Annotated in this window: 25 protein-coding genes; 10 read left to right on the top strand and 15 right to left on the bottom strand. The window is 65.8% G+C overall.

Translation table 11 applies throughout. The features are described 5' to 3' along the window. Positions 1 to 25: 25 nt before the first annotated feature. The 7 genes from BoBH3_RS02355 to BoBH3_RS02325 form a co-directional block, all read right to left on the bottom strand. A complete protein-coding gene (locus tag BoBH3_RS02355) occupies positions 26 to 325 on the bottom strand; it encodes a hypothetical protein (protein ID WP_262329147.1) in 300 nt (99 codons plus the stop codon). Between the two features lie 106 nt (positions 326 to 431). Then, entirely contained in the window at positions 432 to 1,757 is a 1,326-nt protein-coding gene (locus tag BoBH3_RS02350) for an FAD-binding oxidoreductase (RefSeq protein ID WP_262329146.1), read from the bottom strand. Beyond that, positions 1,754 to 2,644, bottom strand: a complete 891-nt coding sequence (locus BoBH3_RS02345) for a UbiA family prenyltransferase (RefSeq protein WP_262329145.1) — start codon at positions 2,642 to 2,644, stop codon at positions 1,754 to 1,756. Before BoBH3_RS02345 ends, BoBH3_RS02350 begins: the two co-directional genes overlap by 4 nt. A gap of 231 nt (positions 2,645 to 2,875) precedes the next feature. Next, on the bottom strand, positions 2,876 to 3,760 hold the full coding sequence (locus BoBH3_RS02340; protein ID WP_262329144.1) for a tellurite resistance TerB family protein: 885 nt from the start codon (positions 3,758 to 3,760) through the stop codon (positions 2,876 to 2,878). 176 nt (positions 3,761 to 3,936) lie between these two features. Next, positions 3,937 to 4,722 (bottom strand): protease inhibitor Inh/omp19 family protein, encoded by a 786-nt coding sequence (locus BoBH3_RS02335; protein ID WP_262329143.1) that lies wholly within the window; start codon positions 4,720 to 4,722, stop codon positions 3,937 to 3,939. Beyond that, a complete protein-coding gene (locus BoBH3_RS02330) occupies positions 4,719 to 5,693 on the bottom strand; it encodes a 2-hydroxyacid dehydrogenase (RefSeq protein WP_410050538.1) in 975 nt (324 codons plus the stop codon). Before BoBH3_RS02330 ends, BoBH3_RS02335 begins: the two co-directional genes overlap by 4 nt. A 146-nt stretch (positions 5,694 to 5,839) precedes the next feature. After that, positions 5,840 to 6,616: a FadR/GntR family transcriptional regulator gene (locus BoBH3_RS02325; RefSeq protein WP_262329142.1), complete on the bottom strand. Its 777-nt coding sequence runs from the start codon at positions 6,614 to 6,616 to the stop codon at positions 5,840 to 5,842. Between the two features lie 229 nt (positions 6,617 to 6,845). On the opposite strand from BoBH3_RS02325, the gene BoBH3_RS02320 reads away from it, so the two are divergent. The 5 genes from BoBH3_RS02320 to BoBH3_RS02300 all read left to right on the top strand — a co-directional run bounded on the left by BoBH3_RS02320 (position 6,846) and on the right by BoBH3_RS02300 (position 12,208). Next, positions 6,846 to 7,898, top strand: coding sequence for an ABC transporter ATP-binding protein (locus BoBH3_RS02320; RefSeq protein ID WP_262329141.1), 1,053 nt, complete (start codon positions 6,846 to 6,848; stop codon positions 7,896 to 7,898). A 106-nt stretch (positions 7,899 to 8,004) separates the two neighbouring features. Next, positions 8,005 to 9,306 (top strand): ABC transporter substrate-binding protein, encoded by a 1,302-nt coding sequence (locus BoBH3_RS02315; RefSeq protein WP_262329140.1) that lies wholly within the window; start codon positions 8,005 to 8,007, stop codon positions 9,304 to 9,306. 68 nt (positions 9,307 to 9,374) lie between these two features. Beyond that, complete coding sequence (locus BoBH3_RS02310) at positions 9,375 to 10,331, top strand: carbohydrate ABC transporter permease (RefSeq protein WP_262329139.1); 957 nt, start codon at positions 9,375 to 9,377, stop codon at positions 10,329 to 10,331. Beyond that, on the top strand, positions 10,324 to 11,226 hold the full coding sequence (locus BoBH3_RS02305) for a carbohydrate ABC transporter permease (RefSeq protein ID WP_262329138.1): 903 nt from the start codon (positions 10,324 to 10,326) through the stop codon (positions 11,224 to 11,226). The genes BoBH3_RS02310 and BoBH3_RS02305 overlap by 8 nt, the downstream gene beginning before the upstream one ends. A gap of 76 nt (positions 11,227 to 11,302) precedes the next feature. Next, entirely contained in the window at positions 11,303 to 12,208 is a 906-nt protein-coding gene (locus tag BoBH3_RS02300; protein ID WP_262329137.1) for an NAD(P)-dependent oxidoreductase, read from the top strand. A 7-nt stretch (positions 12,209 to 12,215) separates the two neighbouring features. Here the strand turns inward: BoBH3_RS02300 and BoBH3_RS02295 are convergent, their stop codons facing one another. Further along, the gene (locus tag BoBH3_RS02295; RefSeq protein WP_262329136.1) at positions 12,216 to 13,244 is read right to left on the bottom strand and encodes a LacI family DNA-binding transcriptional regulator; all 1,029 of its coding nucleotides are present in this window, start codon (positions 13,242 to 13,244) and stop codon (positions 12,216 to 12,218) included. A 152-nt stretch (positions 13,245 to 13,396) separates the two neighbouring features. Between BoBH3_RS02295 and BoBH3_RS02290 the strand changes: the two genes are divergently transcribed. Then, positions 13,397 to 14,308, top strand: a complete 912-nt coding sequence (locus BoBH3_RS02290) for an NAD(P)-dependent oxidoreductase (RefSeq protein ID WP_262329135.1) — start codon at positions 13,397 to 13,399, stop codon at positions 14,306 to 14,308. Positions 14,309 to 14,358: 50 nt separating this feature from the next. Here BoBH3_RS02290 and BoBH3_RS02285 read toward each other — a convergent pair whose 3' ends face one another. Then, positions 14,359 to 15,102: an aspartate/glutamate racemase family protein gene (locus BoBH3_RS02285; protein WP_262329134.1), complete on the bottom strand. Its 744-nt coding sequence runs from the start codon at positions 15,100 to 15,102 to the stop codon at positions 14,359 to 14,361. A 150-nt stretch (positions 15,103 to 15,252) separates the two neighbouring features. Between BoBH3_RS02285 and BoBH3_RS02280 the strand changes: the two genes are divergently transcribed. Continuing rightward, complete coding sequence (locus BoBH3_RS02280; protein ID WP_262329133.1) at positions 15,253 to 15,558, top strand: hypothetical protein; 306 nt, start codon at positions 15,253 to 15,255, stop codon at positions 15,556 to 15,558. Between the two features lie 15 nt (positions 15,559 to 15,573). On the opposite strand, the gene phnX is transcribed toward BoBH3_RS02280, so the two are convergent. From phnX to BoBH3_RS02265, 3 genes are read right to left on the bottom strand one after another with little or no spacing between them, the layout of a single operon-like run. Next, a complete protein-coding gene (phnX, locus tag BoBH3_RS02275) occupies positions 15,574 to 16,359 on the bottom strand; it encodes a phosphonoacetaldehyde hydrolase (RefSeq protein WP_262329132.1) in 786 nt (261 codons plus the stop codon). A 19-nt stretch (positions 16,360 to 16,378) separates the two neighbouring features. Next, positions 16,379 to 17,503, bottom strand: coding sequence for a TIGR03364 family FAD-dependent oxidoreductase (locus tag BoBH3_RS02270; RefSeq protein WP_262329131.1), 1,125 nt, complete (start codon positions 17,501 to 17,503; stop codon positions 16,379 to 16,381). Continuing rightward, positions 17,503 to 18,252 (bottom strand): SDR family oxidoreductase, encoded by a 750-nt coding sequence (locus BoBH3_RS02265; RefSeq protein WP_262329130.1) that lies wholly within the window; start codon positions 18,250 to 18,252, stop codon positions 17,503 to 17,505. Before BoBH3_RS02265 ends, BoBH3_RS02270 begins: the two co-directional genes overlap by 1 nt. A gap of 449 nt (positions 18,253 to 18,701) precedes the next feature. Between BoBH3_RS02265 and BoBH3_RS02260 the strand changes: the two genes are divergently transcribed. From BoBH3_RS02260 to BoBH3_RS02250, 3 genes are all read left to right on the top strand, one after another. Then, a complete protein-coding gene (locus BoBH3_RS02260) occupies positions 18,702 to 19,928 on the top strand; it encodes a hypothetical protein (protein WP_262329129.1) in 1,227 nt (408 codons plus the stop codon). Beyond that, positions 19,925 to 20,527: a protein-S-isoprenylcysteine O-methyltransferase gene (locus BoBH3_RS02255; protein WP_262329128.1), complete on the top strand. Its 603-nt coding sequence runs from the start codon at positions 19,925 to 19,927 to the stop codon at positions 20,525 to 20,527. The genes BoBH3_RS02260 and BoBH3_RS02255 overlap by 4 nt, the downstream gene beginning before the upstream one ends. 495 nt (positions 20,528 to 21,022) lie before the next feature. Then, positions 21,023 to 21,700 (top strand): DUF2459 domain-containing protein, encoded by a 678-nt coding sequence (locus BoBH3_RS02250; RefSeq protein ID WP_262329127.1) that lies wholly within the window; start codon positions 21,023 to 21,025, stop codon positions 21,698 to 21,700. A gap of 46 nt (positions 21,701 to 21,746) precedes the next feature. Here the strand turns inward: BoBH3_RS02250 and BoBH3_RS02245 are convergent, their stop codons facing one another. From BoBH3_RS02245 to pdxR, 3 genes are all read right to left on the bottom strand, one after another. After that, positions 21,747 to 22,256, bottom strand: a complete 510-nt coding sequence (locus BoBH3_RS02245) for a L,D-transpeptidase (protein ID WP_262329653.1) — start codon at positions 22,254 to 22,256, stop codon at positions 21,747 to 21,749. A gap of 353 nt (positions 22,257 to 22,609) precedes the next feature. Next, positions 22,610 to 24,241 carry a GMC family oxidoreductase gene (locus tag BoBH3_RS02240; RefSeq protein ID WP_262329126.1) on the bottom strand — a complete coding sequence of 544 codons (1,632 nt, stop codon included), beginning with the start codon at positions 24,239 to 24,241 and terminating at the stop codon, positions 22,610 to 22,612. Positions 24,242 to 24,293: 52 nt separating this feature from the next. Beyond that, the gene (gene pdxR, locus BoBH3_RS02235; RefSeq protein ID WP_262329125.1) at positions 24,294 to 25,835 is read right to left on the bottom strand and encodes a MocR-like pyridoxine biosynthesis transcription factor PdxR; all 1,542 of its coding nucleotides are present in this window, start codon (positions 25,833 to 25,835) and stop codon (positions 24,294 to 24,296) included. Between the last annotated feature and the right edge of the window lie 89 nt (positions 25,836 to 25,924).

Below are 25,924 nucleotides of genomic sequence, written 5' to 3'. Positions count from 1 at the left end.
GTCTCGAAGGGTCGTCCAGGGAAGCTCAGTAGTAGCCGCAGACGCGGCGGTAGCCGACGATGTTGCCCCAGCGGTCCATCCGCTCGACCAGGTCGCAGGAGCGGACGGGGCGGGCATAGTAGCCGTAGCCATAGGCAGGGCGGGTGGCCGAGGCGATGATCGCGCCGGCGGCGAGCGCGCCGACCACGCCGGCTCCGACGCCCCAGCCGCCGTAGCCGTAGCCGTAACCCCAGCGAGGACGCGCCTCGGCGCCGGAAGCGATCAGGGTGGTGGCGAGGGTCGCGACAGCCAGAGCGGCGGTAACGGTCTTGCGCAGCGTCGTCATGTTCGTCTCTCCCGACTGTTCGAGAGCGAACGGCTCGCCCTCCATGCTCATTGGTCGCGAGGAGCGGGAGGGAGGTTCAAAGCAGATCGGGAATTTTCAGCATGCTCTAGCCGGCGCTGACGCGGCGCCAGAAATCCGAGGAGAAGCCGGGGTCGACATGGCGCGCGAAGTCGCGCCAGTGCGGGAAGGAGGCCTCGAAGGTCGCGGCCGGCATGCGGGCGTCCTTGTAGGGATTGATGCGCCCGCCCGCGGCGATGGCGATGCTGTCGAGCTCGGCCAACAGCCGGGCGGTGCGCTCGCCGCGATTGGGGAAGTCGAGGGTCAGCGTCGCACCGGGGATCGGGAAGGACATCATCCCCGGCGAGGGGCGCGTCCCGAAGATCTTGAGCACCGTCAGGAAGGAGGCCTCGCCCGCAGCCAGCGTCCGGCGCAGCATCTCGGCGACCGCGTCGCGGGCGTTCGCCATCGGGACGACGCACTGGAACTGGCGCAGGCCCTTCGGCCCATAGGCACGGTTCCAGTCGCGGATGCGGTCGAGCGGATAGAAAAAGGGGCGGTAGGGGATGCGACGGGGGGCCGGGCTGCCGGGCTGGGCGTTGCGGTAGAGCCAGTTGAAGGCACTGAGCGTCGCGCGGTTGATCAATGGGAAAGGCGGCCTCAGGGGGAAAGGCAGGCTGCGCCCGGCGCGCGGCGGCGGATCGAACGATGCCGGCGCATGGTTGGCGCGGAAGAACACGCCGCGGCCGAGACGGGCGCCGCTTGCCAGCGAGTCGATCCAGGCGACCGTGTAGTCATGGGTGGCGTCGGATTCGGCGGCGATCTCGAAGAAGCGGTCGAGGTGGTCGAAATGTACGACCTCCTGCAGCATCTGCGCCGACTGTATGGGCATGAGCTGCAGCGTCACCTGCGTCACAAGCCCCGTCAGGCCGAAGCCGCCGATCGTCGCGGCGAAGAGATCGGCGTTCAGGTCGGGCGCGCAGATCAGGCGTTCCCCATCGGAGCGGATCAGCTCGAGAGCGCGGATATGGCAGCCGAAGGTGCCGGCGCCATGATGGTTCTTGCCATGCACATCGTTGGCGATGGCTCCGCCGATGGTGACGAAGGCGGTACCCGGCGTCACCGGCGGAAACCAGCCTGCCGGCACGACAAGCTCGAGCAGCCGGTCGAGCATCACGCCGGCGTCACAGGTCAGGAGGCCGGTGTCTCGGTCGAAGGCGTGAACCTCCGCGAGGTCGCTCGTGTCGATCAGCGTCCCGCCGTCATTGAGGCAGGAATCGCCATAGGAGCGGCCGTTGCCATAGGCGAGCGCGGGGCGGCGGTGGCCGGCAGGGCGGTCGATCCAGTCGCGGGCGGGCACAATCTCGCTGTCGCGGGCGACGAGCCCGCCCCAGGAGCGATAGCCTTGGCGCAGATGTTCCGGCCCGGCGGTCACGGCAGGACTGAGGCCGCGACCATGATGACCACCACCACGAGGCCCATGAGCTGGCTGCGCCAGTCGCGGATCATGAAGACGAGCGGATCGTCGGGCATATCCCCGCGGCGCGCCAGGAACCAGATACGCGCCATCTGGTAGAGGATGATCGGGCAGACCAGCCAGATCAATTCGGGGTGGCGGTAGAGCTGCTTGACCGCGGCGCTGTCGATATAGAGCGCCATGATGAGTGCGCAGGTGCAGCCGGAGGCCATGCCGAGCTGGGAGAGTGCCTCGATGTCCTCGGCATGGTAGCCGCGACCGGCGCTCTTTAGCCCGGAATGGTCCTGCGTGATCCTGAGCTCCGCATAGCGCTTCACGAGCGCGAGGCTGAGGAACAGGAACATGGAGAAGGCGAGCAGCCAGGAAGAAACGGGGATTGCCGCTGCGGCGTTGCCGGCCAGGATGCGCAGCGTGTGCATGGTCGCGAGGCCGAGCACGTCGACAAGGAGCTTGCGCTTCAGCACCAGCAGATAGGCGAGCGCGAGGACGAGATAGGCGAGCAGCGAGAGCAGGAAGATCCGCGGCTCCGGCACGAGCGGGACCGTGGCGAAGGCTGCCGCGAGCAGGATCGGCACGGCCGCATAGGCCTGCCTCGTCGTGATCTCTCCTGCCGCGAGCGGGCGCTTGCACTTCGTCGGGTGGCGCCGATCCGCCTCGACATCCTTGATGTCGTTGAGAAGGTAGACCGCGGAGGCGATCAGGCTGAAGGCGATGAAGGCAATGAGGCCGTGCCAGAGTGCTGCCGGATCGAAGACGTCGTGGTTCAGCAGGATCGGAATAAAGACCAGGCCGTTCTTGAGCCAGTGATGCGGCCGCATCGCCCTGATCATCGCGGTCGCCGACATATCCCGCTCCATGCCCCCAGCAGCTTGCGACGGCGCCTGAAGGCGCCGAACGCGGACAGCCGGTCTCACCGGCGCGGGGTTTATCGGGCGTGAAACCCTAAGCGCCGGTGCATATGGCGTCGAAACGGGCAAGGAATTCGCCGCAAGCTTAACGAGCGGCTTCCAGGCTCCGCGAAACCGCGGATGCCATCATGCTCCATTCCCCTCGTTCGGGGGCTCCGGTACGCGGGTTCAGACCTTGGCCGCGCCAGCGGCTGCGTCGATATTGGCGACGAGCTCGGCATCGAGGCCGAGCGAGCCGGCGAGCCCCGCCAGGAAGTCCTTCTCGGCCTGGTTGTCGGGATTGATGGCGATGCGCGCCGCCGCATAGATCTGGGTAGCGAGCTGGGGGCTTTCCGCCGCTTCGACCAGAGCGTCGATCGAGGCCGGCTGGGCCAGCTCCTTCGCAAGCCATTCCTGGGCTTCCCCGTCGAGGCCGGCTTCCCTCAACCCGCCGAGGATGGCGGCGCGCTCCTGATCATCGATATGGCCGTCTGCGGCCGCGGCCGCGATCATCGCGCGGATGAAGGTCAGCGCCGCGGCGTCGCTCGCCGCCTGCGGCTCGAAGCCGGTGCCGGCCGGAGCGGGCAGAACGTCCTGCTGCTTCATTTCGAGCAGGGGCTTGCCGGCCAGATGGTTCTGGTAGGCCTTGTAGGCGAGGCCGCCGATCAGTGCGAGGCCGCCGAGCTTGGCCGCGGAGCCGGCGATGGCGCGCCCGGAGCTGGTGCCGAAGACCAGGGCGCCGAGGCCGCCGAGCACCGCTGTCGCCAAGGCCGGATTGCTGTTGAACATGCCTTTGGCCTGCCCGAGCAACTGATCGGGCGACTTGCCACCCGTCATGCGGCCGAGCGCGTCGCTTGCGCCCTGCTGCACGCCGGTCTGGCGCGCGGCGTCGCCCACACCCTGCGTGGCCTGGGTCAGGATCTGCCCTGCGAGGCCGCCGATGCCGCCGGAACGCTGGGCCTGTTCCGCCAGTCCGCCCAGCATGCCGCCGAGCCCGCCCTTCTGTCCCACCTGGGAGCCTGCCTGGCTTCCGGCGCTGATCAGGGCATCGAGCAGGGACTTGGCGTTGAACATATTGGGTCTCCATCGCGGCAAGGCGCTGCTCGCCATCGCGACCAGCGGCATGAAAGAAGCATAACCAAGATCGAAATCTTGAAGGGAGTGCGACGCGACGTCGTCGCGCGGTTGTACCGCACCGATATCGGCATGGCCTGCGCCCTACTCAAGGGGCTGGCAGGCTCAAGGGGCTGTCAGGGTGCGAGCTTGCGCATCAGCAGGGGAGCGCCGACGGCGGGATCCTTGCGCCACTGGCCGTTCTCGAAGACGAGCTCAACCAGGTGGCCGCGGCGCGCGAAGAGGGTGAGCCGCCCACCTTCATAGCGCCAGCCGGCCGGATCGAAGATCGTCAGCCCCACATCCTCGCAGGCGCCATCGAAAGCGGCCGGAGCGCGGCCGTCAGTCGAAGTGGGCGCGGCAGAGAGGACGAGGCGGCAGGCTTCCCGATTCACTTGGCGCATCAGCACATAGCGACCGGGGAGGCTGGCGGGCGCCAGCGCGGTCGCCGGGTCGATGGCGGTGGGGCGGCGGGCGGCTGCCACCGGGTCCTGCTGTCGGGCAGAAGCGATGCGCGGATGGGCCTTCGAGAGCAGGCGATAGGTCTTGCCGTCGACGCCTCTGCCATCCAGGCCGGCCTCGCGCGATCCGCTGGGGAAGCCGACGAGCTCCTTGCCGCCCGCATCGAGCAGGCGTGGCCGGCCGCCTGGCGACAGCCCCCACGCGACGGCCTTGTCGAGGATCGGCAGGGCGCGGCGGCAGGTGGCTGGGAAACGCAGCTCGCGCGCCTCGCCCGCCGGCTCGGCGCCCAGCGTGACAGTGCAGCCGCGCGGTGCATCGGAAAGCTCAAGGTCCCAGGCGCCGAGCCATGGCCGCAGCGTCTCGGGCACCTTGTCGGCTCCGCGCGGTGGCGGAGCCGTCTGTGCGGCGGCCGGCAACAGGCCGGCGCCGAGGAGGAGTAAGGGCAGGAGCCCGCGGATCACGCCTTCTTCCAAGGGGTCTCCGGCACGGGCGACAGAGGGCCCTTGCCTTCGAACCACGAAGCCAGGTTGTCCACGACGAGCTGGCCCATCTGCTGGCGGGTGTAGACGGACGCCGAGCCGACATGGGGCAGCAGCACCGCATGTTCGATGGCGATCAGCTCGGCCGGCACGCGGGGCTCGTCTTCGAAGACGTCGAGACCGGCGGAGAGAATCGTCTTGTCCTGCAGGGCCTTGATCAGCGCCTGCTCGTCGACGACGGTGCCGCGGCCGACATTGACCAGGATGCCGTTAGGGCCCAGCGCCTTCAGCACCTCGGCATTGATGATGTGATGGGTCGAGGCGCCACCCGGCGCAACCGAGATCAGCGTGTCGACGTCAGACGCCATCTCGACCAGCGAGGGGTAGAAGCGGTAGGGCACGTCGTCCTGGCGCGTGCGGCCGTGATAGACGACCGGCAGGCCGAAGGCCTCGACCCGCTTTGCCACCGCCTTGCCGATACGGCCGAGGCCAACGATGCCGACCGTGCGGCCGCGCAACGAGGTGGTGAGCGGATAGGCGGCCTTGAGCCACTTGCCTTCGCGCAGATAGCGGTCGACCTGCGGAAGCTGACGGACGGTCGCGATCAGCAGGCCAAGCGCGAGATCCGCGACCTCGTCGGTCAGCACGTCGGGCGTATTCGAGACGGTGACGCCGCGCCGGCCGGCCTCGGCGGCGTCGATGTGGTCGTAGCCGACGCCGAAGCTCGCGACCATCTCCAGTTTGGGTAGCGCATCGAAGAGCGCGCCGTCGACCCGATTATGGCCGCCGCCGGCAGCGACGCCGCGCACACGGCCGGCCACCTCGGCGAGCAGGGCGGCCTTGTCCGGCGCGTTCCACAGCTCATGGACGACGAAGCGCGCCTTCAGCTGATCCGTAACATAGGCCATCATCGGGCCGGTCATGATGATCTCGGGGGCGTTGGGAGCTGGCATCTCGGGCTGTCCGTCAGTTGGGATTGGCGTTGCTTCGCAGCATGTGAATCGATTAAAATGAACATTACGCGGCCAGAGAGGGCCTTGTAGGCCCGCCGCTGCATGAGCGGTATCCGCTTCCGCTTTGGAAGGAAATGCGGATCCGCCTATTTAGTATGCTTTATTCGGGTGATCTTTCCGGTTTCGGTGGCGTAATGCGTCCCCAGCGAAGCCAGGGTCGTGTTCAGGCTGTCGATCACCAGGCCGGCCATCCGGGCCGAGGCGAGGTCCCCGTCACGGTCGATGATGGCGAGCAGGACATGCTCGTGGTCGGGCAGGGATTCGACATAGGATGCATTGTCGCCGGTCTTGAGCAGCAGCGACCATTGCAGCGTGGCGATGACGGCGCTGGCCAGGCATTGGAGCGCGGCGTTCTGGGCGGCGGTGAAGATCGCCTCGTGGAAGGCAAGGTCGGCGCGGATCGTGGCTTCGGCATAGGGCGTGTTGTCGACCATGCCGCGATAGGCCGCCTCGATGCGGGCGATGTCGGCGGAGGTGCGCCGCTGCGCTGCCAGGCGGGCGGCGCTGGGCTCGACGAAACGGCGTAACTCGAAGAGATCGCGAATGAATTTCTCATTTGGATCAGCCTCGAACTGCCAGGACAGCACATCGGGATCGAGGAGGTTCCAGCGATCGCGCGGCGCCGCGCGGGTGCCGCTCTTGGGCCGTGCTTCGACCAGCCCCTTGGCGGTGAGGATCTTCACGGCTTCGCGATATGCGGTGCGCGAAACCGAGATGTCGGAGCGCAGATCGTCCTCGTTCGGCAGCAGTTCGCCGGCCCTGACGCGCCCCGTAATGATGGCGACGGCAAGCTTTTGCGCCACCTGGCCAAACAGCCGGTCGGGATTGAGCGTCGTCGGACGCGAGAAATCGCGTACGCGCATCGATCATGCCCCTCCCTCGGGCTTTGTAACCGCCTGCTTCCGCGGCATGGCGGAGACGATCGCAGCGCTTGACACGCTTGCTTCTATTCGTATGACTTTATCCAACATGAGGCTGGACACAACCGTTGTGATGATGGACCAGCCCGTCATTCGGTCATAGAAATCGAATAAGAATAGCTGACTGCCGGCAAACGGTGGCGGCACGGGAATGGAAACAGGGAAGGACGGCATGGCTTCAGTCCAGATCGCCGATGTCCGCAAGGCCTATGGGTCGACGCAGGTCATCCACGGCGTCGACATCGACATCGACGACGGCGAATTCGTCATCCTGGTCGGCCCATCGGGCTGCGGGAAGTCGACGTTGCTGCGCATGATCGCGGGCCTCGAGAACATCTCGGGCGGCGAAATCCGCATCGGCCCGCGCGTGGTGAACGACGTGCCTCCGAAGGAGCGCGACATCGCCATGGTGTTCCAGAATTATGCGCTCTATCCGCATATGACGGTCGCCGACAACATGGCCTTCTCGATGAAGCTGAGGAAGGCGCCCAAGAGCGAGATCGACGAGCGCGTCTCGAAGGCCGCGCAGATTCTCGGACTCACCAACCTGCTGGAGCGCTTTCCCCGGCAGCTCTCGGGCGGCCAGCGCCAGCGCGTCGCCATGGGCCGCGCCATCGTGCGCGATCCGCAGGTGTTCCTGTTCGACGAGCCGCTCTCGAATCTCGACGCCAAGCTGCGCGTGCAGATGCGCTCCGAGATCAAGGAACTGCACCAGCGCCTCAAGACCACGACGGTCTATGTGACGCACGACCAGATCGAGGCCATGACCATGGCCGACAAGATCGTGGTGATGCATGACGGCATCGTGGAGCAGATGGGCGCCCCGCTCGATCTCTATGACCGGCCGGCCAACCTGTTCGTGGCGGCCTTCATCGGCTCGCCCTCGATGAACCTGCTCAAGGGCACGATCACCGCCGCCGGCTTCGAAACCGAAGGCGGCACGATCTGGCCGATCGGCAGTCACCCCGCGGATTCCAACGGCAAGGCCGCCGTGTTCGGCATCCGCCCCGAGCATATCAAGCTCGACCCGAACGGGCTCCAGGCCGAGGTTGTGGTGGTCGAGCCGATGGGCTCGGAGACGCAGGTCGTGGTCCGCTGCGGAGGGCAGAACCTCACCTGCGTGTTCCGCGAGCGCATCACCGCCAAGCCCGGCGAAACGATCCGGATCACGCCGGACACCGCCGTGACCCATCTCTTCGACGCTGCGACAGGCAAGCGCATCTGACGCCGACGCCGCCGGGCCCAGAGGGCTGGCGGCGTTTTCGTAAACAGGGAAACGCCGTGACGACGATCCTATGCAGGTCGCCGCACATTCAACGGAGGAGACATCCATGACGATTTCGAGACGTGACGTCCTGCTCGGTTCGGCCGGCCTCGCCGCGGGCGCGACGCTGCCGATGCCGAGCATCGCGCAGGCCAACATCGAAAAGGGCGCGACGCTGCGCGTGCTGCGCCCGACCAAGTTCGTCGATCCCGACCAGACGATTTTCAACGAGAACACCGAGGCCTTCACCAAGGCGACCGGCGTGCAGGTGCGCGTCGATTATGCCGGCTGGGAAGATTTGCGTCCGCAGACGGCCGTGACCGCCAACACCGGCGCCGGCCCGGACGTCGTCGTCGGCTGGGCCGATGATCCGCACATCTTCTCCGACAAGCTGGTCGACCTGACGCCGATCGCCGAGGATCTCGGCAAGAAGTATGGCGGCTGGTATCCGATCGCCGAGAAATACGGCAAGAAGGACAAGACCAACCAGTGGATCTCGATCCCGATGGGCGCCTCCGGCGCGCCGGCGGTCTATCGTGAATCATGGGTCAAGGAAGCCGGCTTCGACACCTTCCCGAAAGATCTCGACGGCTTCCTGCGGCTCTGCCGCAAGCTCAAGGAAACCGGGCACCCGGCCGGCTTTGCGCTCGGCAACGCTGTCGGCGACGGTAATGCCTTCTGCAACTGGCTCGTCTGGACCCATGGCGGCTACATGGTCGACGAGAACAACAAGGTCGCGATCAACTCGAAGGAGACCGTCGAGGCGCTGAAATACGCCAAGGCGCTGTACGAGACCTTCATCCCCGGGACCTTGTCGTGGCTCGACATCAGCAACAACAAGGCGCTGTCGGCCGGTGAAATCGGCCTGACCCAGAACGGCGTTTCGCTCTACTTCTCGATCAAGAACTCGAAGGACGAGAAGACCGCGGCGATCGGCAAGGACCTGAACCACGCCACCATGCCGGTGGGCCCGCTCGGCCGTCCGTCGGAGCCGGCGCTGGTGATCAATGCCATGGTGTTCAAGCACACCAAGTTCCCGAACGCGGCCAAGGAATATCTCCGCTTCATGATGGAGAAGGAGCAGTACGACAAGTGGCTGACCGGCTGCTACGGCTACTGGGCGCAGCCGCTGAAGGGCTTCGCCGAGAGCAAGGTCTGGTCGGTCGATCCGAAGATCTTGGTCTATCGTGACACCTGGGAGCGTGCGCTGTGGAGCGGCTACAAGGGCGCGATCAACGAGGCTGCCGGCACGGTCGCGGCCGAGTACGTCACCGTCCAGATGGTTGCTTCCGTCTGCGCCGGCCAGGCGACGCCCGAAGAGGCCGCCCGCGAGGCTGAACGCCGCGCCAAGCGCTATTACCGGACCTGACCAGCGCTCCCCGGCCGCCGTCCATGGTCGGCGGCCGGGGAGATGCCGGTGCAAGAAGAGAGTGCGCCATGGCTGTTGCCGCTGTTGAAACGCGAACCGCCTACAAGCTGGATCAGAGCTGGCTGGTCAGGCTGTTCGACTACAAGCCCTTCCTGATCTTCATCTGCCTGCTGCCGGCGCTCGGCCTGCTGACGGTCTTCCTCAGCTATCCGCTGGGCCTGGGCATCTGGCTCGCCTTCACCGATACGCGCATCGGTCGGGCCGGCTCTTTCATCGGCCTGGAGAACTTCGAGTCGCTCTGGCACGACAGGGTGTTCATCACCTCGGTCTGGAATACGCTGCTCTACACGGGCGTGGCGACGCTCGGTAAGTTCGCGCTGGGCCTCTGGCTTGCGCTGCTGCTGAACAACCATCTGCCGTTCAAATCGATGCTGCGCGCGATCATCCTGATCCCCTGGATCGTGCCGACGGTGCTCTCGGCGATCGCCTTCTGGTGGATCTACGATCCGCAGTTCTCGATCATCTCCTATGTGCTGGTCGACGTGCTGGGCTGGCGCGACACCTATATCGACTTCCTCGGGGAGCCCTGGAACGCGCGCTGGTCGCTGATCGCGGCGAACATCTGGCGCGGCATTCCCTTCGTCGCGATCAGTCTGCTGGCGGGCCTGCAGACGATCTCGCCCTCGCTCTACGAGGCGGCGATGCTCGACGGTGCCAATGCCTGGCAGCGCTTCCGGCATGTGACGTTCCCGATGCTGATGCCGATCCTGGCGGTGGTGCTGACCTTCTCGGTGCTGTTCACCTTCACCGATTTCCAGCTCGTCTACGCCATCACCCGCGGCGGCCCGGTGAACTCGACCCATCTGATGGCGACGCTGGCCTTCCAGCGCGGCATTCCGGGTGGCCAGCTCGGCGAAGGCGCGGCGATCGCGGTGGCGATGATCCCGTTCCTCGTGATGGCGACCCTCTTCAGCTATTACGGCCTGTCGCGGCGCAAGTGGCAGCAGGGAGAAGACAATGACTGACCAGACTCTCAGCTCCCGCCCGCATCTGACGGACAAGGAAAGCACCGGCGTCATCGACTGGTCGTCGGGGCCCCGGCGGTTCCTCACGCTCTATCTGCCGCTGTCGATCTTCGTGCTCGTGCTGCTGTTCCCGTTCTACTGGATGGCGATCACGGCGATCAAACCGAACGCCGAGCTGCTCGACTACAAGAACCACAACCCGTTCTGGGTGTCCTCGCCGACCCTGGAGAACATCAACAAGCTCCTCTTCCAGACCGACTACCCGCAGTGGCTCTGGACCACGATGATGGTCGCGACGGTCGCGACGGCACTCTCGCTGTTCTCCAGCGTGCTCGCCGCCTATGCGATCCAGAGGCTGAAGTTCAGGGGCTCGCAATATGTGGGCTTGGGCATCTATCTCGCCTATCTGGTGCCGCCGTCCATCCTGTTCATCCCCATGGCGACGCTGATCTTCCAACTCGGCCTGTTCGACTCGCCGATGGCGCTGATCCTGACCTATCCAACCTTCCTGATCCCGTTCTGCACCTGGCTGCTCATCGGCTACTTCAAGTCTATCCCCTACGAGCTCGAAGAGTGTGCGATGATCGACGGGGCGACGCGGCTGCAGACGCTCTGGCAGATCACGCTGCCGCTCGCCATGCCGGGCCTGATCTCGGCCGGCATCTTCGCCTTCACGCTGTCCTGGAACGAGTTCATCTATGCGCTCGCCTTCATCCAGTCGGCGGAGAAGAAGACGGTGCCGGTCGCGGTGCTGACCCAGCTCGTCGAGGGCGACGTCTATCATTGGGGCTCGCTGATGGCCGGCGCTCTGCTCGGCTCGATCCCCGTCGCGCTCCTGTACTCCTTCTTCGTCGATTATTACGTCGCTTCGCTGACAGGCGCGGTGAAGGAGTGATCGAACTGCGGCGCTGACCTCGCAGGAGGGCATGGCGAAAGCCGTGCCCGTTCTCGTTTCGGGAGAGCCTCGTCCCATGTCTGAAAAGCCGATCTCCACCGTTGCCTTCGTCGGGCTCGGCGCCATGGGCGCGCCGATGGCCGAGAACCTGGTCCGGAAGCAGTTCCGCGTCACCGGCTTCGACATGCGGTCTGCGGCGCGTGAGGCGCTCGTAGCAGCCGGCGGCCATGAAGCCGCGAGTGCGCAAGAGGCCGCCAAGGGGGCGGATGCGCTGGTGCTGATGGTGGTCAATGCGGCTCAGGCGCGCGCAGTGCTGTTCGAGGCCGGGGCGCTCGATGCGCTGGCCCCGGCCGCGACGGTGATCCTGATGGCGACCTGCCCGCCGGGCGAGGCCGAGGCCATCGCGGCGCAGGTGACGAAGACCGGCCGGCATTTCATCGACGCACCGGTATCCGGCGGCGTCGCTGGGGCCCGCAATGCGTCGCTGACGATCATGGTCGGCGCGCCGAGCGAGAGCCTCGCGCGGGTGAAGCCGGTGCTCGATGCGCTCGGCGACAAGGTCTTCCATGTCGGTGAGAAGGCGGGGCAGGGCGCGACGGTGAAGACCGTCAACCAGCTGCTTTGCGGCGTCCATATCGCAGTGGCGGCCGAGGCGCTTTCTCTGGCGGAGAAGGCGGGCATCGATGGCGCCCTGCTCTTCGAGATCATGGGCGGTTCGGCCGCGTCCTCCTGGATGCTGAAGGATCGCGGGCCGCGCATGCAGGAAGCGGATCCGCATGTCTCGAGTGCGGTCGACATCTTCGTCAAGGATCTCGGCATCGTGCTCGACGCGGGACGCGCGGCGAAGGCGGCGCTCCCGCTGGCGGCGGCGGCGCACCAGATGTTCCTGGCAGCCTCCGGTTTGGGCCATGGCGGGCGCGACGATTCCCAGGTGGTGCGGGCCTATCGCGCCCTTAATGCCAAGCCTGCGAACGATGCCTGAGGCTGCGTCAGCGCCTCGGCGGTGCCGTCGTACCCCTGACGACGAGAGCGGGCGTCAGCAGCAGGCGCTGCTGCGGCGCGCCCGGGTCTGCGATGCGCCTGAGCAGGAACTCGGCCGATTTCGCGCCGAGCTGGTTCTGGAAATTATGGATGGTGGTCAGCGCCGGGAACCATTGCGCCGCCTCCTTCACGTCGTCGCAGCCGACAATGGAGAAGTCTCGGCCTGCCTCCAACCCGCGATGGCGCAGACCGAGCATGGCGCCGAAGGCGGCGAGATCGTTCATGCACACGGCAGCGGTCGGCGGATCGGCGGCGTCGAGCACCTTCTGCACGCCCGTCAGCCCGGCTTCGCGGGTGCCATAATCGGAATGCACGAGCGCGGGATCGAAGGGCAGGCCGTGACGGGCCAAGGTGTCTCGATAGCCGGCATAGCGGTTGCGCCCGGTCGAGATGATCGTGCTCGCGCAGAGAAACGCGATGCGCCGATGACCCAGGCCGATCAGATGCTCCATGGCCTGGGTTGTGCCGTGGTGGTCATCCGCGCCGACGAAATCGAGGTCGACGTCCGGGATTTCGCGGGACAGCTGGACGATCGGCACGCCTGCATCGACCAGCGGCGCGATGCTCTGCACGGTGCTGCCGCCCGCCGAACAGAGGATCATGCCGTCCGGCCGGTATTCGGCGAGGGTGGAGAGCACACGCTGCTGCCTCTCGAGATCCTCGACATAGGTGCCGAGCAGGATCGAGCGACCATGGTGGCCGGCCGTTTCCTCGATCGACGCTAGCAGTTCGGCGAAATAGGGATTGGTGATGTCGTGAAAGCCGACGCCGATGATGTTGGTCCGATCGGTGCGCAGGGAGGCGGCGCTGCGGTTGTAGCTGTAGCCCATCTCCCGCGCGATATCGCGGACGCGCGTCCGCGTCGCCTCCGCCACCAGCGGCGAGCCGCGCAGCGCCAGCGAAACCGTTGCGGTCGAGACCGAGAGATGGTCGGCGATAATCTGCAGGGTGACGCGGCTGCGGCCGGAGGGACCCACGGGGCTCGGGCTTCTGGTCCGTCTGGTCTCGGGCGGCCCCTCGGCAGTCATATCTCGTCCACAGTGAGCGGGGGGCCGGCAAATAACGGTGAGCCCGGCCGTTTCATCTCATTCCAGCTTCACATCAACCATATCAGCGGGAGAATTTGAAGATGACTGCAACCAAAGAGTCCGTGGGTTTCATCGGGGTCGGCCTGATGGGGCAGGGCATGGCGAGCAACATCGTCGGCAAGGGCTACCCGCTCACCGTGATGGGCCACCGCAATCGCAAGCCGGTGGAGGAACTCGTCGCGGCCGGCGCGAGCGAAGCAAAGACGCCGAAGGAACTGGCTGCCCGCTCCAGCATCATCTTCCTGTGCGTGACGGGCTCGCCCCAGGTCGAGGCCGTGGTGAATGGCGAGAACGGCATCATCGCCGGCGCCAAGCCCGGCACCATCGTGGTCGACTGCTCGACCTCGGACCCGACCGTCACGGTTCGGATCGCGGCGGAGCTCGAGGCCAAGGGGCTGCATCTTGCGGACGCGCCGCTCGGTGGCACGCCGGCTCAGGCCGCTCTCGGCCAGCTCTCGGCGATGGTCGGCGCTTCGCCGGAGGTTTTCGCCCGCATCAAGCCGGTTTGCGAGACCTGGGCACAGAAGATCGTTCATCTCGGCCCGGTCGGCGACGGCCACAAGATGAAGCTGCTCAACAACTTCCTCTCGATGGGGTATGCGGCGATCTACGCGGAAGCGCTGACGCTCGGCCAGAAGATCGGGATTACGCCACAGACCTTCGACAGCGTGCTGCGCGGCAGCCGGATGGATTGCGGCTTCTACCAGACCTTCATGAAGTACGTGCTCGAGCGCGACCGTGATGCCCACAAGTTCACCCTGAGCAACGCGCTCAAGGATGTGCGCTATCTGGAGAGCGTCGCCAACGATGTCGGCGTCGCCAACCCAATCGGCAATGCGGTGAAGAACAGCTTCGCGGCGGCGGTGGCGAGCGGCAAGGGCGAGGATTACGTGCCGATGCTCTCCGACTGGATCGCCGGGCTCAACGGCACGTCGCTGGCCGGCAAGAAGTAACCCGGCTCTCCGTCATGCTCGGGCTCGACCCGAGCATGACGCCGTGCCGCTCAGGGCTGCGCCAGCAGGCGGGAAAGCTTGTCCGACAGCCCTGTGCTAGGGACCGGCGCGGGCAGGGAGAGATCGCCGCTCTCCGGTTTCTCTGAGGGCTTTCCGAGCGCGTCGAGCAGGATGCGGATGCCAGCCTCGGCCGAGCAGATCACCGGCACCTCGACATGCGGCTGCACCTTGGCCGCGAGCCCGGCGAGGCCGGCGCCGCCAAGGATGACGGCGCCCGCGCCGTCGCGCGCGGCGGTGCGGCGGCAGGCTTCCGCCAGCATGGCGATGGAGCCTTCCGGGTCGCGGGCGATGTCGGCGCCGGTGGGTGCGACCGTCTCGACGGCGGCGAGGTTCTCCCCGAAACCGATCGCGCTGACGAATTCCCGCAGCATCGGCCCCCAGCGCTCACCGCCGGTGACCATGGAGAAGCGCCCGGCCTTGGCCGCGGCGAGCCGGCTGCTCGCCTCGGCCATGCCGACCACCGGGACGCGGGCGATCTCCTTCAGCGCGAGCAGGCCCGGATCGCCGAAGCAGGCAAGATAAACCCCGTCACAGCCCTCGCCATGCTCGGCGAAGGCATCGAGCGCCGCATGGGCGGCGATGGCGCTGGCGCTGCGGCTGGCGACATATTGCGCGCCGAAGCGCCCGGTCACGGGCACGAGCGTCGTCTCGGGCGGCAGATGAGGCTGGATCACGCGCGCGACCAGCGCCGTCATCTCGGGCATTGTGTTCGGATTGATGACGAGAATACGCAAGAGGGCTCCGTGGCCGGTCGGCCGAAAATCTGACGAGTGGGCGGCGCCAAGATCGCGACGCGACCATCACCATGCCATGAATGGGCGCGCTTTCCAGTGCAAGAGCGTCGCGGGGGCGTGAGCAGCAAGCGGATCGGGCAGAGCAGGGCGATGAGCGGCAGGCAGGAATTGAGGCAGGCCTTCCGGCGCTTCGAGCAGGAGGTGCCGCTCTGGTTCGGCAAGGGGCTGCGTCGGTTGCGCCATCCCCGCGCGCGCTGGCTCAGACTGCCCGTGGGCTTGCTGCTGGTGCTGGGCGGCGTCTTCTCGATCCTGCCCGTTCTGGGTCTCTGGATGCTGCCGATCGGTCTGCTGCTGCTCGCCAGCGACATTCCGGCGCTGCGCCGGCCGGTGGCGCGCTTCACGGTCTGGTCGGCAGAAGGCTGGGTGCGGCTGCGCCGGCGCTTCGGGCGCGGATAATGCCCGCTCAGCCTTTCAGGCCACGCCCTCCAGGCGTTCGATCAGCGCCGGCAGCTCCGCCACTGTGCCGATCACATGGTCGGCGCCGGCGGCGAGCAGCTTTTCGGCGACGCGCGCATGCAGTGCCTGCCGCTCGGCATTGGGGAGGGCGGCGAGCTGGTCGGGCGTCAGCCCGGCCTCGTTACCCGAGAGGGTGAGCCCCACCGTGACGCAGCCGGCTGCGACGCCCTCGGCGATGCCGGGCTCTGTGTCGTCGACCTTGATCACCGCCGAGGCAGGCCAGACCATCAGGTCGAGGAAGCATTTATACATGCCGATCGGCGTGGGCCGGCCGAAGGGCAGGTCGTCGGCGCAGATCAGGTTATCAGGCTCATAGCCCTGCGCGGCGGCAAGCGGCAGCACACGCTGCATGATCGAGCGGGTATAGCCGGTGGTCGAGCCGATCTTCATGCTGCGCTCGCGGCAATAGCGGACGGCTTCGAGCGTGCCGGGGATGAGGGTGCAATAGTCGGCGACGACCTCCTCGTTGAGCGGCACGAAGAGCGCGTAGACCTCGTCGATCGCGGCTTCGCCGGGCAGCGCGCCTTGAGCCTGCCGCCAACTTTCGGCGATATGGGGCTCGGCCAGCATCGCGGCGATGTGGGAGCGTTTGGGCAGGCCCATCGGCTTGCGCGCATCGGCGATCGTCGTGGCCACGCCGAACTTGGCGAAGGTTTCGACGAAGGCGCCCATCGGCGCGAAGGAGCCGAAATCGATCACCGTGCCGGCCCAGTCGAACACGACGGCCTTGAACCTGCTCATCGCCCGTTTTCCCTGTCGCTCATCCGTAGAGTTCGTCGATGGTTTCCTCGCCGATGCCGAAGGCGGTCGAGGCGCCGCAGCCGGCGGTGACGATGACGATCCGCACCGAATCCGACGGCTTGTCCGTGAACCGCCAGCGCCCATAGGCAGAGGCATAGGTGCCAATCCAACGCTCGCTGACCGTCCGGCCCGGCAGATCCAGCACCGCGTCGAGCTCGCGGAGGATGAGTTCGTCGACCTCTTGCGCGCCGAAGGGATCGGGTGTCGTCGCATAATGGTGGCTGTCGCCGACGACGAGCGAGCCGTCCGCAGACTGGGTGACGATGAGGTGGATGCCGTTCTCGCGCTCCGCCGCCATCTCGACATCGAGCCGGCGCTTCAGCGGCGTGGCCTCCGGCAATTCGGAGTAACCGAGATAACGCCCGAGGCCGAGATCGGACATCACGGCAGTCTGGAATGGTATCGGCTGGGCCGGGGTGACGCGCAGCATCTGCAGCTTGCAGCGGGTCACGCCATAGGCGGCGATGCGCTCGGGGAAGAGGCTGGTGTAATCATCGCCCGGGCAGATGATGACGGCTTCAGCTTCGATGACCTCGCCATCCGCCGTGATCAGCCGTGGCGCCTCGACGGCGACGACGCTGGTCGAGCGGCGGAAGACGACGTCGTGCTGCTCGGCGAGATAGCGCGCGACCAGCGGCACGGCGCTGCGTGACTCGACCCTGACCTCATGCGGCGAGTAGAGCGCGACGGGCGCCGCCTCGGCCTTGAGGCAGGGCACGAAGCGTTGCGCCTGTGCGGCGGTCAGCTTCTCGCAGCCTTCGCCCATCCCTGTCTTCAGGAAGGCGTCGATCACCGCCTCCGACTCCGGCAGACGGGCGGCGAGCACGAGCCCTCGTTGGAGGATGTCGATTCCCGCCGGCCCTGCGATCTCCTTCCAGACATCGCGGGCGCGCCGTGCCAGCTCCCAGCAATCGCCTGCGCCCTGGCCCGTCACGGTCACGAATCCGAAATTGCGGACGGACGCGCCATTGGCCTGGGCGTCGCGGTCGATCACGACGATGCGCTTGCCGCGCCGCGCTGCTGCAAGCGCGTGACCCAGGCCGAGGATACCGGCGCCGACGATGGCGAGATCGTAGGCTGCCATCACGCCTCGCGGTGGACTTGGAAGCCGGCAAAGGACTGGCTCACCGGCATCAGTTCGAGGCTGTTGATGTTGATGTGCGGCGGCAGCGTCGCGACCCAGAAGATCGTGTCGGCGATATCCTGCGGCTGCAGCGCATTGGCGCCCTTGTAGAGGTTGTCATAGGCGGCCTGGTCGCCGCCCGTGCGCACCAGCGTGAATTCGCTCTCGCAGAGGCCGGGCTCGATCGAGGTGACGCGCACGCCCTTGCCGTGCAGGTCCGAGCGCAGGCCGAGCGAGAATTGCTGCACGAAGGCCTTGGTGGCGCCGTAGACGTTGCCGCCGGCATAGGGCCAGTTCGATGCGACCGAGGCGATATTGACGATGGCGCCCTTGCGCTCGATCAGCCCCGGCAGGAGGTGATGAGTCAGCGTCACCAGCCCGGACACGTTGGTGTCGATCATCGTTTGCCAGTCGGAGAGGTTGGTCTGCGGCGCGGGCTTGGTGCCCAGCGCGAGGCCGGCATTGTTGACGAGCACGTCGACGGCCCTGAACTGTGCCGGCAGTGCGTCCAGCGCTGCCGTCATCGCCGCCTCGTCCGTGATGTCGAAAGCGGCGGGCTCGAAGAGGTCACCCAGCTCGGTCTTCAGCTCGGCCAGCCGCTCGGCGCGGCGGCCGGTGCCGACGACGCGCCAGCCCGCCGACGCGAAGCGTCGTGCCATGGCAGCTCCGAAGCCGGCGGTGGCGCCGGAGATCAGGACCGTCTTCGTCATAGTCGTGGACCTCGCAATGGCCCCGAAGCGAGGCTCGCGACCTGAGCATTGCAGGAAGACCGGCCCCGATGACAAGCCGATGAAGCGCCTGCGTTTCTCTGGCCCCACCGAATTGTCGTGGCTGGCTCCAGATCGCGTCGACAGCAGGTGGGATCCGGTCGACAGGGCAGCTACAAAATTGGGGAAGGGCTCAAATTGCGCTGGCCCGGACCCCGCGAACCGGATCACTATCGGGTTGGCCTCAATGCCAAGCGTGACGTTGCCTACACAAGAAGATATGAGCCGGCGCCTTGGTCAAAGATCTGATGTGATGACTTTCTTCGTCGAGCGAGCCTGAGCCCTCGGGCCCATCGGTTGCGCGATGAGCTATAGCTTTGCATTCCAAGGGATGATCCCCGCCTCAGACAAGGACTGAGCCAGACATCCATGGGGCTGGCGAGATGACAGGAATGACCGAAACTCGAGTGCTCAGACGTCGCGTGTTTCATATCGCCGGTTACGATCCGGCGCCGCCATCGGCGGTGTTCGAACGTTTTGCCAGAGAGTTGCGACGTTTTGAACGCGCCTGGGGTGTGCGCACGTCAGTTTCCGAACTCACCGTCGATCGTGATCTCGCGACATGGCATGTGTCGGCCTCGGGCCCCAATTGGCGGACCGAAACCGAGATGCATCTCGTTCGGTGGGACGACGTGATCCTCGACTCGGGCGTGCGCTCCGCATGGAGCCGCCTGGGACTTGGCCTGGTCGCATTTTTCGATTTTCTGATTTCAGGAGCTTTCGCGGCTTATCTGCGCACCAGCTGGCGCTATGCCATGTTCTTTATCTACCCCTTCCTGATGCTGTTCTCGATCGTTGCCGTATCGGTCGGATCCGCCATTTTGATTCTGAAATTGGCTGGAAGCGCCATTGCGGCCGTCGTGGCATTCTTCATCACGGCGTTGCCGTTGTTGTATGCCGCTGATCGCTGGGTGTATCTCGGCTTCTTGCTGGAGGACTGGATTTTCGCGCGCGAATATATCCGGCGCGGCAATGATGCCTTGAGCGATCGCCTGCAGCGTGTTGCCGCCGCTGTCGCAGACGATGGCCGGATGGGAAGCGCGGACGAGATCCTGGTCGTCGGCCACAGTCTGGGGGCGGTGCTTGCCATCGACCTGATCGATCGCGCCATGGAGCTCGCTGCGCAGCCACGCGGGGCAGGGCGCAAGCTCGTATTCCTTTCGGTGGGCTCTTCCATTCTCAAGATCGGTCTGCATCGCGCCGCTCGCGGGTTTCGTGCCGCAATCGAGCGTGTCAGCGCGAATCCAAAGGTGCTCTGGGTGGACTACAGGGCCCGTTCCGACGTGATGAATTTCTACGGTGCCGAGCTGTTGCCGCATCTGGGCCTGCCACCTGCCGAATCACCGCTCGTTCGCAATGTCAGCATTCGGCGGATGATCGCCCCGGAGCGCTATCCGCGAATCCGCAGGAACTGGTACAAGATGCACTGTCAGTTCGTACGGGGGAACGATCGCCGCGCTCCGTATGACTACTTCATGGCGACCTGCGGGCCGATTTCCGCGGAACACAGCGCGCGGTCCGAGAGAGGGGCTATGGATTTGTTCGGAGCAGAGGGGCAGTTGCTCGATCAGGCGGGTACCCCGGAAGGCTACAGGGCCGTCGGAGCGGCGAAGCCATGACTCCTGCTATCGCGAAGGCGATCTATGTGATTCTAGCGATCGGCTGGTACGTGATCCGCATTCCGCATGAGCGGAGAGCGCGTCGAACGCCTGTTTCCCGGTCGGCGCGCGGTATCAGGGAACGTGTCCTGCTGAGTATTTCCCTGACGGGCCTGGGAATACTGCCGTTCGCCTATGTGGCATTCGGCTTTCCGCGATTCGCAAAGTACACGTTTCAGCCGTCGCTGGCCTGGGCCGGGGCCGTCGTCGCAGCAGCGGCATTGCTCCTGTTTTACCTGACCCATCGGGCTCTGGGTCGGAATTGGTCTGTTTCATTGGATCTGCGCGAGAGCCACAAGCTGGTGACGAGCGGTATATACACCTATGTGCGCCATCCGATGTATTCGGCCTTCTGGCTTTGGGCCATAGCGCAAGCCCTGCTTCTTCCAAACTGGATTGCGGGGCCTGCAGGTCTCATCGGATTCGGGACGCTTTATTTCTTTCGTGTCGGGGAAGAAGAAAAGCTTATGAGCGAGGCGTTCGGAGACCAATACCGAGACTACATCGACCGAACTGGCCGCGTTATCCCGCGCGTGGGTAAAGTTCTTTCCCCGCGCTGACGAAGCAGAAAGGTAAAAGCCGCCGGGCTCGCTGCCCAGGTCGTGTTCATTTTGTTCGGCAACCATAACTCGCAAGGATGGAACCAAAGGGCCTTTTGTCGATTGAAATGACACATCGCATCTGAGATGATCGACATTGTGCCAGTCGACGGTCTTCATAGAAAATTGATCGGCACGGTGTGGCGCAATTGCACTAGGATCAAGATTGCGCTGACCTTAAAATGGGCTTGTTCAACCGAGGGCGAACCGATGAAAAAGATCGTAGTGTTGGCCGTATCTGTTGCACTCATTGGCGTCGGCGGGTGCGCGTCCATCGGCAAGGGGAAGGGCAAAGCTCCGCCTCCCGTTGCTGCGCCCATCGTAACCAAGGGTTAGTATCGCCAATAAAGAAAGCGGTCGATTACTCGACCGCTTTCTCACCGAGACTTGCAGATACGACGCTCGGATTGTGGACCTCTGCAATCTGACCGTCGAGGTTTGATCGGGAGGCCTAAGATGCGGTTTGTGATAAACCCTCCGATGCGCTCTTGGATCCTGGGTTTCGGCCTGACCGGCATGCTCCTGACATTCGGGCATAGTTCGGTCCTCGCGCGCGATCCCGTCGGTCCCGATACCGGTTATCAGCCCCATTCATCGACGCGAGCGTCCGCCACAGCAAGGCCGCTTCATTACTCCCGCGAACGGCCGCAATATTTTGTCGAGTTCCGCTCGCGCTACGCTCTGAGCTACGGTCACACGTTCCTGGTGCATGGCCGCCTCAACGCAAGGGGCGAGGTCGGGCAGGTCACGGCTGACCAGGTCGCCGGACTGCATCCTGCCGGCGATGGGCCTCAGCTCTGGTCGGTCGGGCACGTCGTGCCAGTTCCGGCAGAGACCGGGCCCAGCGATGGCGACATGGAAGACCAGTATATTTCCAATCGCTTCCGTGTGTTGCTGGACGAGGCCCAGTACCGGCGTGTTTCCGCTTTCATCAAGCGTAAACAACGCACGCCCACGATGTGGCATGCGGTTCTGAACAACTGCAATCGCTGGGTTGGCGAAGTAGCCAGATATATGGGCATGAGGGCGCCGACCGATACGGTGCAATATCCGGCTGATTACATATCAAGCCTTCGCGCCATCAATGCCGGCAGGGCCTATGATGTGGATTTCTCGTCGCATACGGACGACTGAGCCGCTCGCACCGTAGCGACGCCCTCAAAGGGCGCATCGCGACCGCTTATCGAAGCACGATGACCGGTGTTCCGACCGAGACGCGCCCGAACAGATCGATGATGTCCTCGTTCAGCATGCGAAAGCAGCCGTAGGACGCGAAGGTTCCGATCGATTCCGGTCTGTTCGTGCCATGGATCGCGTATTGCCCGCCGCCGGAAAGCGTCATCGCGCGCGCGCCCATGGGGTTTCGCGGGGAGCCGCCGGGTATCACGTCCGGAAGCTTCGGGTTGTCCAGCTTGATTTCCTCGGGCGGGGACCAGGCCGGCTCAACGTGCTTGCCTTCGATCTGAACGGTTCCGAGCCACTGCTTCGATGACCGGCCGACCGCGACCCGATAGCGAATGGCGGTCCGATCCTCCAGAACCAAGTATAGCCGCCGGTCCTTCGTCCGGATCACGATCGATCCTGGTTCTTCCTTGCCCGTATAAGAAACGATCTCTCTGGCGCTCGCGGGAGTTGCAGCCAGCGGGGCCGCCAACAATATCGTCAACACAAACGCCGGACCATATTGCATCTCGACCACCCTGCGCCGTCAGAACCACACACACTTCCGATCAGGCTAACGATCCAACTTCGTTACATTCCCGGCACCATTCTCCAGAGCCGGGAAAGGGAACTGCCTGAAACATATCCTTGGGCGCTTCTACTGTTCAAGTGGCCAGTTTAAGCGCTGGGCGGCCCGGCTTTGCCGCCTGCGATTTCGGTTGAGATGCGTCGATGGCCATTGCGGCAGGGGTAGGCGGCAAGGTTGTCGCTGGTGCGAGGGCGGGCGATGGCTTCGCGGCTATTCCGAGGTAGAGCCAGTCGGTGGGCCGTGAGTTCGGGGCATGCTGCTCATGCCGCGCCGCTGCGGATCCTCACTGGACGTCAGGAAGCGGATGCTTCCCGGGTTGAGTCCCGCATCAGTTCGGCTGCGCGCTGCCCCACCATCATGGCCGGAGCATTGATGTTCCCCGACGGGATCGTCGGGAAGATCGAGGCGTCCGCTATGCGCAGGTTCTCGATACCGTGGACGCGAAGACGGGCGTCGACCACCGCACTACGCGGATCGGGCCCCATCCGGCAGGTTCCGCAAGGGTGGAAGACCGAATAGGCGTTCTGGCGGATGGCGGTGAGGTGCCGCTCCTCGTCGACAGCGTCCGGGCCGGGTCGGATTTCGGCTTCGATCAGGGATGCGAATGTCGGTGTCGCGGCCAGGCGGTGCAGGAAGCGCGCGCCAGCCATGAGCACGCGGACATCCTCCGGCTCGGCCAGGTAGTTCGGCGAGATCTCCGGCGGCGCGTGGGGATCGGGCGAGCGGATCGCGACATGGCCGCGGCTCAGCGGCCGGCATGGTGAGACGCTGAGGCTGAAGCCGGCAAAGGGGTCGGGCTTCATCAGCGCGCGCACGCCCGGGAGGGCGCGTTCATAGCTCAACGGCGAGAAATAGAGCTGCATGTCCGGGCGTGGGAGCTCCGGCCGGGTGCGGAAGAAGCCACCGCCCTGGTTGACGCTGAGCGACAGCGGCCCGCGCCGGCCCAGCAGGTAGTTCAGCGCCATCCCGATGCGGCCCGGCCAGGAGAGCAGCGCGCCGTTCAGGCTCGGCAGCTTCGAGCGGTAGACATGATCATAGCAGAGATGGTCCTGCAGGTTGCGGCCGACGGCCGGCAGGTCTTGCAGCGGCGTGATGCCATGGCGCGTCAGCAAATTGGCCGGGCCGATGCCCGAGAGCTGAAGAAGCTGTGGCGTGTTGAAGGCGCCACCGGCCAGGACGATCTCCCGGCGTGCCCGGTAAAGCAGGGTTTCGCCGCCGCGCCGGACCTCGAGGCCGACAGCGCGGCGTCCTTCGAACAGGATACGCGTGACGAGTGCTTCGGTTTCCAGCTTGACGCGCCCGCGCCGGCGGGCCGGATGCAGGAAGGCCCGTGCCGAGGATTCGCGCCGGCCGCCGCGCGTGGTGATCTGGTAGTAGCCCGCGCCGGCGCTGGTCGCCCCGTTCAGATCGGGGTTGAAGGCGAGCCCCGCCTCTCCCGCGGCTTTCACGAAAAGGGCCGTCAGCGGATGGGCCTGGGCCTCAATGTCGGTGACGTGGAGCGGGCCGCCTGCGCCGTGCCAGGGAGAGGTTCCGAGCGCATGATCCTCCATGCGGCGGTAGGCTGCGAGCACCTCCGCCCAGCCCCAGCCCGGATTGCCGAGCCGCTCCCATTCGTCGAAGTCCTCCTGCTGGCCGCGCGCATACACCATCGCATTGATCGAGCTCGAACCGCCGACCACCTTGCCGCGCGGCTGGTAGATTTCCCGGCCGTCGAGCTCGCTCTGAGCCGTCGTCCGATACATCCAGTTCAGGCGAGGATGATAGAAGGTCTTTCCGTAGCCGATCGGCAGATGGATCCACGGGCTGCGATCGCGCGGCCCGGCCTCGATCACCAGGATCGAGCCGCTTCCCGCCTCGGCGAGTTGCCCGGCCAGTACGCAGCCGGCCGATCCCGCGCCGACGATGATGACATCCCATTCCGTCAAGACATCCGCCCGCTTCTGGTGCAAAGCCCTCCGCGGGCTTGCCATCCTACGCCTAAGAAGAAACGGACTGCCCGCTAAGGGCCATTCCCGCCGAAGCGCCAGTCCAGTCGCCGCCTTCTGCGAGGTCGTCGATGCTGCGGCGGAGGTCGAGCACGCCGGCGCGGATTTCCGCAGGCGTGAAGCCGCTGAAGCCGAGGACGAGCCCGTCCCGCGCCACCGGCTCGAGGCTGAAGCGGCTGATCGGCGCGACCGTCACCCCGCGCCGGGCCGCTGCCCGCGTGATGGCGACGGCGTCCAGGCCCGCCCTCGGAAAGGCGATGGTGTGCATGCCGGTCTGCGTCGGCACGATCTGCAGATCCGGGACGAGATGCTCCTGCGCCGCCGCCTCGAGCGCCTGATAGCGCTCCTGGTAGAGCTTGCGCATGCGGCGGACATGGGTGGCGAAATGCCCTTCGACGATGAAGTCGGCGACGATGCCCTGCAGCGCCGTCGGCACGCCGGGCGAAAACGCGTCGAGGCAGATGCTGATCTGCTCCGCGAGATGCGGTGGAGCAACGAGGAAGCCGAGGCGCAGCGAAGGGAAAAGGGTCTTCGAGAAGGTCCCGACATAGATGACGCGGCCACCGCGATCGATGCTCGTCAAGGTGGCCATGGGCGCGCCCTGGAAAGAGAATTCGCCGTCCCAGTCGTCCTCGATGATCCAGGCTCCGCTGGTCTCGGCCGCTTCCAGCAATGCCAGCCGGCGCTCCAGGCTCATCTTGGCGCCGAGCGGCTGCTGATGTGCGGGCGTCACGAAGGCGAGCCTGAATTCGGGCGCGCGGCGCAGCCCTTCCTCGACTACGAGGCCGGCTTCGTCGACCGGGACCGGCACCAACTCGGCCCCGGACTGGATCAGACTGTTGCGCGCGCCGATCGCACCGGGATCCTCGAACCAGACCTTGTCGCCCGGATCGAGGAGCGTCGCGGCGATGAGCTGGAAAGCCTGCTGAGCCCCCGCCACGACGAAGACCTGCTGCCATTCGCAGGCGATGCCGCGGTTGAGCCGCAGATGGGAGGCGATGGCCTGGCGCAGCACCGGCTCGCCATGCGGATCGGGATAGCCGAGCACCTGATGGCGCGCCTTGCGCCAGTGCTTGCCGGAAAGCCGGGCCCACTGCGCCATCGGAAAGGCATCGAAGGCGGGCATCGCCGTGGTGAAGACACGCGGCTGATGCGGCAGCCGCGTGCCGAACAGCTTCGCGGCAGCGTCCATCGCCTGCGCCAGCTTGACGCGCGCGGTGGGCACGGCGATGGCAGCGGCGGCCGGAGCCGGGCGCTCGTTCGCAAGCGCGGCGCTGACATAGGTGCCCGACCCCACGCGGGTCTCGATCAGTCCCTCGGCCGCCAGCCGCTCGAAGCTCTCGACGATGGTCGTGCGGGCGACGCCGAACTCCTGGGCCAGCGTGCGTGTGGCCGGCAGCCGCTCGCCCACCTTGAGCGCCCCGCCGAGAATAAGCTCCCTCAGCCCGGCGCAGATCTGCACGCTGAGCCCATGCGCTCCCTCGCGGTCGAGGACGATCGACTGGAGCAGCGCTCCCTCTTCGCGTTTGACCATGGGGCCTGTTCAGCTCGCTTTGGGATTGGACTGCCGCTTTGGCCAGAATGGACCTTGGGGTCAGACCAATTCAAGTCCCTGTTTCGAGC

Origin of the sequence: Allobosea sp. BH3 (genome assembly GCF_025499465.1) — a bacterium.
Lineage (GTDB): Bacteria > Pseudomonadota > Alphaproteobacteria > Rhizobiales > Beijerinckiaceae > Allobosea.
Note: the sequence above shows the minus strand (reverse complement) of the source record. Positions and strands in the feature narration are given on the sequence as shown.

Excerpts from the sequence above, each read along its gene's own strand:
- BoBH3_RS02270 (WP_262329131.1), bottom strand. The coding sequence starts at position 17,503 with ATGGCAGCCTACGATCTCGCCATCGTCGGCGCCGGTATCCTCGGCCTG.
- pdxR (WP_262329125.1), bottom strand. The coding sequence starts at position 25,835 with ATGGTCAAACGCGAAGAGGGAGCGCTGCTCCAGTCGATCGTCCTCGAC.
- BoBH3_RS02315 (WP_262329140.1), top strand. The coding sequence starts at position 8,005 with ATGACGATTTCGAGACGTGACGTCCTGCTCGGTTCGGCCGGCCTCGCC.
- BoBH3_RS02290 (WP_262329135.1), top strand. The coding sequence starts at position 13,397 with ATGACTGCAACCAAAGAGTCCGTGGGTTTCATCGGGGTCGGCCTGATG.
- BoBH3_RS02265 (WP_262329130.1), bottom strand. The coding sequence starts at position 18,252 with ATGACGAAGACGGTCCTGATCTCCGGCGCCACCGCCGGCTTCGGAGCT.
- BoBH3_RS02245 (WP_262329653.1), bottom strand. The coding sequence starts at position 22,256 with ATGCAATATGGTCCGGCGTTTGTGTTGACGATATTGTTGGCGGCCCCG.
- BoBH3_RS02305 (WP_262329138.1), top strand. The coding sequence starts at position 10,324 with ATGACTGACCAGACTCTCAGCTCCCGCCCGCATCTGACGGACAAGGAA.
- BoBH3_RS02310 (WP_262329139.1), top strand. The coding sequence starts at position 9,375 with ATGGCTGTTGCCGCTGTTGAAACGCGAACCGCCTACAAGCTGGATCAG.
- phnX (WP_262329132.1), bottom strand. The coding sequence starts at position 16,359 with ATGAGCAGGTTCAAGGCCGTCGTGTTCGACTGGGCCGGCACGGTGATC.
- BoBH3_RS02345 (WP_262329145.1), bottom strand. The coding sequence starts at position 2,644 with ATGTCGGCGACCGCGATGATCAGGGCGATGCGGCCGCATCACTGGCTC.
- BoBH3_RS02340 (WP_262329144.1), bottom strand. The coding sequence starts at position 3,760 with ATGTTCAACGCCAAGTCCCTGCTCGATGCCCTGATCAGCGCCGGAAGC.
- BoBH3_RS02250 (WP_262329127.1), top strand. The coding sequence starts at position 21,023 with ATGCGGTTTGTGATAAACCCTCCGATGCGCTCTTGGATCCTGGGTTTC.
- BoBH3_RS02300 (WP_262329137.1), top strand. The coding sequence starts at position 11,303 with ATGTCTGAAAAGCCGATCTCCACCGTTGCCTTCGTCGGGCTCGGCGCC.
- BoBH3_RS02255 (WP_262329128.1), top strand. The coding sequence starts at position 19,925 with ATGACTCCTGCTATCGCGAAGGCGATCTATGTGATTCTAGCGATCGGC.
- BoBH3_RS02355 (WP_262329147.1), bottom strand. The coding sequence starts at position 325 with ATGACGACGCTGCGCAAGACCGTTACCGCCGCTCTGGCTGTCGCGACC.
- BoBH3_RS02330 (WP_410050538.1), bottom strand. The coding sequence starts at position 5,693 with ATGCCAGCTCCCAACGCCCCCGAGATCATCATGACCGGCCCGATGATG.
- BoBH3_RS02325 (WP_262329142.1), bottom strand. The coding sequence starts at position 6,616 with ATGCGCGTACGCGATTTCTCGCGTCCGACGACGCTCAATCCCGACCGG.
- BoBH3_RS02280 (WP_262329133.1), top strand. The coding sequence starts at position 15,253 with ATGAGCGGCAGGCAGGAATTGAGGCAGGCCTTCCGGCGCTTCGAGCAG.
- BoBH3_RS02320 (WP_262329141.1), top strand. The coding sequence starts at position 6,846 with ATGGCTTCAGTCCAGATCGCCGATGTCCGCAAGGCCTATGGGTCGACG.
- BoBH3_RS02260 (WP_262329129.1), top strand. The coding sequence starts at position 18,702 with ATGACCGAAACTCGAGTGCTCAGACGTCGCGTGTTTCATATCGCCGGT.